This is a genomic window from Candidatus Symbiopectobacterium sp., from assembly GCF_020054415.1.
Lineage (GTDB): Bacteria > Pseudomonadota > Gammaproteobacteria > Enterobacterales > Enterobacteriaceae > Symbiopectobacterium.
Window position 1 is genome coordinate 1 of sequence record NZ_JAHWCO010000237.1, and the last position, 6,614, is coordinate 6,614.

The 6,614-nt window shown below is 54.5% G+C and carries 2 protein-coding genes and 6 pseudogenes; 6 read left to right on the forward strand and 2 right to left on the reverse strand.

Annotation, left to right across the window (positions count from 1 at the left end; all coding sequences use genetic code 11):
* The 5 genes and pseudogenes from QZ506_RS06940 to QZ506_RS06960 all read left to right on the forward strand — a co-directional run.
* Window positions 1-84 (forward strand): annotated as a pseudogene (locus tag QZ506_RS06940) (lipoprotein); the annotation flags it as partial.
* Window positions 85-168: 84 nt separating this feature from the next.
* Window positions 169-1,095 (forward strand): branched-chain amino acid transaminase, encoded by a 927-nt coding sequence (locus QZ506_RS06945; RefSeq protein ID WP_291970018.1) that lies wholly within the window; start codon window positions 169-171, stop codon window positions 1,093-1,095.
* Between the two features lie 113 nt (window positions 1,096-1,208).
* Window positions 1,209-3,058 (forward strand): annotated as a pseudogene (gene ilvD / locus QZ506_RS06950) (dihydroxy-acid dehydratase).
* 5 nt (window positions 3,059-3,063) lie between these two features.
* Window positions 3,064-4,609 (forward strand): annotated as a pseudogene (ilvA, locus tag QZ506_RS06955) (threonine ammonia-lyase, biosynthetic).
* 80 nt (window positions 4,610-4,689) lie between these two features.
* A pseudogene (locus tag QZ506_RS06960) lies at window positions 4,690-5,436 on the forward strand (DUF2461 domain-containing protein).
* On the opposite strand, the gene QZ506_RS06965 reads toward QZ506_RS06960, so the two are convergent.
* Entirely contained in the window at window positions 5,433-5,867 is a 435-nt protein-coding gene (locus tag QZ506_RS06965; protein WP_291970020.1) for a hypothetical protein, read from the reverse strand. The pseudogene QZ506_RS06960 and the gene QZ506_RS06965 sit on opposite strands and share 4 nt — an antisense overlap.
* A gap of 323 nt (window positions 5,868-6,190) precedes the next feature.
* A pseudogene (locus tag QZ506_RS06970) lies at window positions 6,191-6,370 on the reverse strand (IS1 family transposase); the annotation flags it as partial.
* Window positions 6,371-6,372: 2 nt separating this feature from the next.
* Here QZ506_RS06970 and QZ506_RS06975 point away from each other — a divergent pair.
* A pseudogene (locus QZ506_RS06975) lies at window positions 6,373-6,474 on the forward strand (IS1 family transposase); the annotation flags it as partial.
* Window positions 6,475-6,614 lie beyond the last annotated feature (140 nt).

Sequence of the window (6,614 nt, forward strand, 5' to 3'; positions counted from 1 at the left end):
CAGGTGGGTGAAGCCATGGCCATGGTCAAAGCGCTTAACCGGATCACGCTATTAGGAATGCCGAACAGTATTCGCATCACGTAACAATCGACCCGTATGGGGCGCAGTCGTCACAAGTTCTGATTTATTCAACAAAGCCGCCTTAAGGCATTAGAAAGGATAAAGAGAATGACAAGCAAAGCTGATTATATTTGGTTCAATGGTGAGATGGTGCCGTGGGCGGAAGCTAAAGTACACGTGATGTCCCATGCGCTGCATTATGGTACGTCCGTGTTTGAAGGGGTGCGCTGTTACGATTCCCATAAAGGCACAGTGGTATTCCGTCACCGTGAACATATGCGCCGCCTGCACGGCTCCGCTAAAATTTATCGTATGCCGGTGCAGTACAGCGTGGATGACCTAATGGAGGCCTGCCGCGCAACGCTACGTAAAAATGATCTGAAAAGTGCCTACATTCGTCCGCTGGTGTTCGTTGGCGACGTTGGCATGGGCGTGAATCCGCCGGAAGGTTACGTCACGGATGTCATCATTGCGGCATTTCCCTGGGGGGCGTATCTGGGCGAAGACGCACTGGATCAGGGGATTGATGCCATGGTGTCCTCTTGGAACCGTGTGGCCGCCAACACCATTCCAACCGCCGCAAAAGCGGGCGGTAACTACCTTTCCTCCCTGTTGGTGGGCAGCGAAGCGCGTCGCCACGGTTATCAGGAAGGGATTGCGTTGGACGTCAATGGTTATGTGTCTGAAGGTGCAGGTGAAAACCTGTTTGAAGTGAAAGATGGCGTGTTGTTCACCCCGCCGTTCACCTCATCAGCGCTGCCGGGTATCACCCGTGACGCCATTATCAAACTGGCGCAGAGCCTGGGGCTGGAAGTGCGTGAGCAGGTGCTGTCGCGTGAGTCACTCTATCTGGCGGATGAAGTCTTTATGTCCGGTACTGCCGCGGAAATCACCCCGGTGCGCAGCGTGGACGGTATTCAGGTTGGCATTGGTCGTTGTGGCCCAGTCACCAAAAAATTACAAAAAGCGTTCTTCGGCCTGTTTACCGGCGAAACCGAAGACAAATGGGGCTGGTTAGATCAGGTTAACCCGTAATCGTAACAAGAAAGATTAATACACCCCTTTTCTTTGCTTCACGAACCCAAGACGCCAGTCGCCGCTGAACGGGAGCAGGAAAGGGGATGAAACACACACTGGAGTAACAAAGTATACCTAAGTACCGTTCAGCCACAACCACGCATGGCCGTAACATGGCAGGTGTGCGCGCCCTGTGGCGCGCCACCGGAATGAACGATGCCGATTTCGGCAAGCCGATCATCGCCGTGGTCAACTCGTTCACACAATTTGTTCCGGGCCACGTGCACTTGCGCGACCTGGGCAAACTAGTGGCGGAGCAAATCGAAGCCGCTGGCGACGTGGCCAAAGAGTTCAACACCATTGCGGTGGATGATGGTATCGCGATGGTGCACTGTGGCATTCTCTACTCCCTGCCATCACGTGAGCTGATTGCCGATTCTGTCGAATACATGGTCAATGCCCACTGCGCCGATGCGATGGTGTGCATTTCTAACTGCGACAAAATCACCCCCGGAATGCTGATGGCCTCGCTGCGCCTGAACATCCCGGTGATCTTTGTTTCTGGCGGTCCGATGGAAGCCGGGAAAACCAAGCTTTCTAACCAATTGATCAAACTGGACTTGGTGGATGCCATGATCCAGGGGGCTAACCCGAACGTCAGCAATGCGGGTAGCGATCAGATCGAACGTTCCGCTTGCCCGACCTGCGGTTCTTGTTCCGGCATGTTTACCGCTAACTCGATGAACTGCCTGACGGAAGCACTGGGCCTGTCACAGCCGGGCAATGGCTCGCTGCTGGCGACCCACGCCGATCGTAACCAACTGTTTTTGAACGCGGGCTCGCGTATCGTTGAACTGACCAAACGCTACTACGAGCAGGATGATGCCAGCGCGCTGCCGCGTAATATCGCGACCAAGGCTGCGTTTGAAAACGCCATGACGCTGAATATCGCCATGGGCGGTTCCACCAACACCGTTCTGCACTTGCTGGCCTCAGCGCAGGAAGCAGAAGTGGATTTCACATAGACGACATCGATCATCTGTCACGCCGTGTGCCGCAACTGTGTAAAGTGGCTCCGAGCACGCAGAAATACCACATGGAAGACGTACACCGTGCGGGTGGGGTGATCGGTATTCTGGGCGAACTGGATCGTGCCGGATTGCTGAACCGCGATGTGCGCAACGTGCTGGGCAAAAGTCTGACGGAAACGCTGAACGCTTACGACGTCATACTGACCGATGATGACGCGGTGAAAAGCATGTACTCCGCAGGGCCAGCGGGCATTCGTACCACACAGGCGTTCTCACAGGATTGCCGCTGGGAGTCGCTGGATACCGATCGTGAACAGGGCTGTATCCGTGCGCGTGAGCACGCCTACAGCCAGGATGGCGGTCTGGCGGTGCTGTACGGCAACATCGCGGAAAAAGGCTGTATCGTAAAAACCGCCGGTGTGGATGAAGGTAGCCTGGCGTTCCGTGGCACGGCCAAAGTGTACGAATCGCAGAATGACGTTGTGGAAGCCATTCTGGGTGGTAAGGTGGTCGCGGGTGATGTTGTGGTTATCCGTTACGAAGGGCCGAAAGGCGGGCCGGGCATGCAAGAGATGCACTACCCGACCAGCTTCCTGAAATCCATGGGATTGGGTAAGGCCTGCGCGTTGATCACTGACGGTCGTTTCTCCGGCGGCACCTCTGAGCTTTCCATTGGTCATGCTTCGCCTGAAGCGGCCAGTGGCGGCACTATCGGGCTGGTGGAGGAGGGTGACATCATTGCCATTGATATTCCTAACCGTACCATTGAACTGGTGGTGGCGGAAGATGAACTGGCACGCCGTCACGAGGCGGAGCTGGCACGCTGCGATGCTGCCTTTACGCCGAAAAACCGTCAGCGTCAGGTGTCCTTTGCCTTGCGTGCTTACGCCAGTCTGGCAACCAGCGCGGACCAAGGAGCGGTACGCGATAAGAGCAAGCTGGGAGGCTAAGTTCAATGGCGGTATCACTCCCTCTCCCCGAAGCTCCGTGCGGCGCGGAGTATTTGCGTGCGGTGTTGCGCGCGCCGGTCTATGAAGTGGCGCAGGTGACGCCGCTTCAGCCGATGGATAACTCTCGGCGCGTCTTGGCAACACCATTGTGGTGAAGCGCGAGGACCGTCAGCCGGCGCACAGTTTCAAACTGCGTGGTGCCTATGCCATGTTGGCAACCCTGACTGAAGCGCAGAAAGCGCATGGTGTGGTAACGGCCTCCGCCGGTAACCACGCACAGGGTGTTGCGCTGTCGGCCAGCAAGCTCGGCATCAAGGCGCTGATCGTCATGCCGGTTGCTACCGCGGATATCAAAGTGGATGCGGTGCGCGGTTTTGGCGGTGAAGTGTTGTTGCACGGTGCCAATTTCGATGAAGCCAAGGCCCGAGCGATTGCACTGTCGCAAGAGCAGCATATGACCTTCATTCCGCCGTTCGATCACCCGGCCGTAATTGCCGGGCAGGGAACGCTGGCGATGGAGCTGTTGCAGCAGGATGCGCATCTCGATCGCGTGTTTGTACCCGTCGGTGGTCTGGCAGCCGGCGTGGCGGTGTTGATCAAACAACTGATGCCGCAGATTAAAGTGATCGGCGTTGAGGCGGAAGATTCCGCATGCCTGCGTGCGGCATTGGATGCCGGACACCCGGTGGATTTGCCGCGCGTTGGACTGTTCGCAGAAGGCGTGGCGGTCAAACGCATCGGCGATGAAACCTTCCGCCTGTGCCGGAATATCTGGATGATGTCATCACCGTGGATAGCGATGCGATTTGTGCCTCATTGAAGGATATCTTTGAAGATGTTAGGGCGATAGCAGAGCCGTCTGGTGCGCTGGCACTGGCGGGGATGAAGAAGTATATCCAGCAGCATGGCATTCAGGGTGAACGGCTGGCGCATATTCTGTCGGGTGCCAACGTCAACTTCCACGGCCTGCGCTACGTTTCCGAACGCTGTGAGCTGGGTGAACAGCGTGAGGCATTGCTGGTAGTAACCATCCCTGAGCGCAAGGGCAGCTTTTTGACCTTTTGCCAACTGCTGGGTGGGCGCTCGGTGACCGAGTTCAACTACCGCTACGCCTATGACAAGGACGCCTGCATTTTTGTGGGGGTGCGTCTGACGCGTGGTCACGCTGAGCGGGATGATATTATTGCAGAACTCTCATCGGGCGGTTACCAGGTGGTCGATCTCTCCGATGATGAAATGGCGAAGCTCCATGTGCGTTACATGGTCGGCGTACGCCCTTACAAGCCGTTGCGGGAACAGCTTTATAGCTTCGATTTTCCGGAATCTCCCGGCGCGCTGCTGAAGTTCCTACATACGCTCGGCACGCATTGGAACATCTCGCTGTTCCACTATCGTAGCCACGGCACCGATTTTGGTCGCGTGCTGGCGGCGTTCGAAGTGACCGAGCGCGATCCGGAGTTTGAGCAACGTTTGCAGGCGCTGGGATACGAGTGCCATGACGAAACCCAGAATCCGGCGTTTCGTTTCTTCCTGGCCGGTAACGCGGCGTAATGTCAGTGTGCCCGACGGTGGAATTTCACCGCCGGGCGCGCTATCGTGGTTGCCATTTAAGGGATTAGCAATGGCAGACCATCATGACAACGTTCAACGGTTTCTCACAGCAGAGCGTGAATTTTCTTCAACAGGTTCGACAGGAAAACAGCAAAGAGTGGTTTGACGACAACCGTGCGATATACGATGAGACGCTGGTTGCCCCGTTTCGCGCGTTGGTCGATGATTTGAGCCTGACGATGCTACCGATCGACGATCAGTTTGAAATTCGTCCCGCCATTGGTAACACCTTGTCGCGTATCCATCGTGATACCCGTTTTTCTCACGACAAATCCCGGTAACGTAGCCAGATGTGGCTGACGTTTAAACGCCCGCGTAAAGACTGGACGGACGCGCCGGTGTACTTTTTCGAAATGGGTCCGGATTTCTGGCGTTATGGCTTGGGATACTACAGTGCCACGCGCGATACCATGGAGCTGTTTCGCCAGACGCTGCGCGACAACCCGCAGGCCTTTTTGGCAATGGCTGCTTGTCTGGCGCCTACGTTTACGCTGGAAGGTGAAAGCTATAAACGCCCGCTTATCAAGGATCAGCCTGCGGAATTGGCGACCTGGTACAACCGTAAATACTTCGCTGCCATGACCACGCGGCAAGGTATGGACGCGCTGTTTTCTGCTGATTTGGTCACCACGCGGGCACAAGGTTTTTGCCAACTGGAGCCGCTGTATCGCTATCTGATGGGTATTGAGAGCATGAAGCGGCTGAAGCCTGAACAGGAGGAGGGAAGCTGGTCGAGCTTCCCGGCGTCAGCGCGTTTTGAACGTTAGGGCTCTTGCCGCGTCATCACCATGTTGAACAGGTAGCTTTCGCCCTGCGTATCAAACGTCGAGATGCGAATTTCGTCATCGCTCACGCAGGCAAACAGGATCTTGGTGGTGCCGCCAAAGCTGCTTTCCCGGCGGCCAATCGCCTGCGTATCGCTCATCTGGCGGGCGGTAAACTCACCGTCATCCAGCCGGTTGGCGTAGCGGAACGCGACGGAAATGTTGCCGCTGATTTTCCCTTTTTCCTGCGTCATGTCCAAAACGACCGCATTATACGGTGCTTTCTGGTCGTACATTTCCTGAAAATAGCTGCCGAGGTTGTCGTACTCTTCCTTGGTGAGGTCCTGCAAATAATCCTCGTAGCTTAACGCACCATGGAAACACCCGGTGGTTTTGATCGGCGTAATGGGCGTCGGTAACGCGTGCTGGACCACCTGATTGAATCCCTTTCATTTTTACAACACAATGTTAAATGCAAAGTAGGAAAAATTAATGCAATTGCCTCAATGCAATTGAGGCGAGTTTGCATTTGAAATAGTCTTTTTTTTTTTTGCATTATCAGCCGGCTTTGTTGAATAAATAGATTTTATGCTGGCAGCCCAGTGAAACGAAGGATCTTCGCAACGTAAAATCATGCAGTTAGGCCTCATGAGAAAAGTGTACACCTGAGATGACAAGCATTTTCAACCAAAACTGGTATGGAAAAACAGCATGATTACCTATTATTCAACAAAGCCCATCAAACGTAGTACTCGCGTTAGATGTAAGTACCGATGATCCTATCGTGCATTTCGGATGATTTTGAATATCCGAGCGTCTTGCGATTGAGCCGTTGCAATCGGTTACGCAGTGTCAGATGTGCACGCTCAATACGCTGTGTATACAGCTTTCCAACAATGTGTTTTGCTTTTGGAAGTTCGTCGTTGTAAGCCCTGTAGCCATCAGCGTTACCGTTGTCAGTCATGCAAACGCACCCTCCAGCTCGACTATGCCTATCGTGCCAGCCAACCGGGAATGACAGACCAACTCATTGACTTGGCAGGCTTTGTTGAATAATAGGTAATCATGCTATTTTTCCATGCCAGTTTTGGTTGAAAATGCTTGTCATCTCAGGTGTACACTTTTCTCATGAGGCCTAACTGCATGATTTTACGTTGCGAGGATCCGTCGTTTCACTGGGC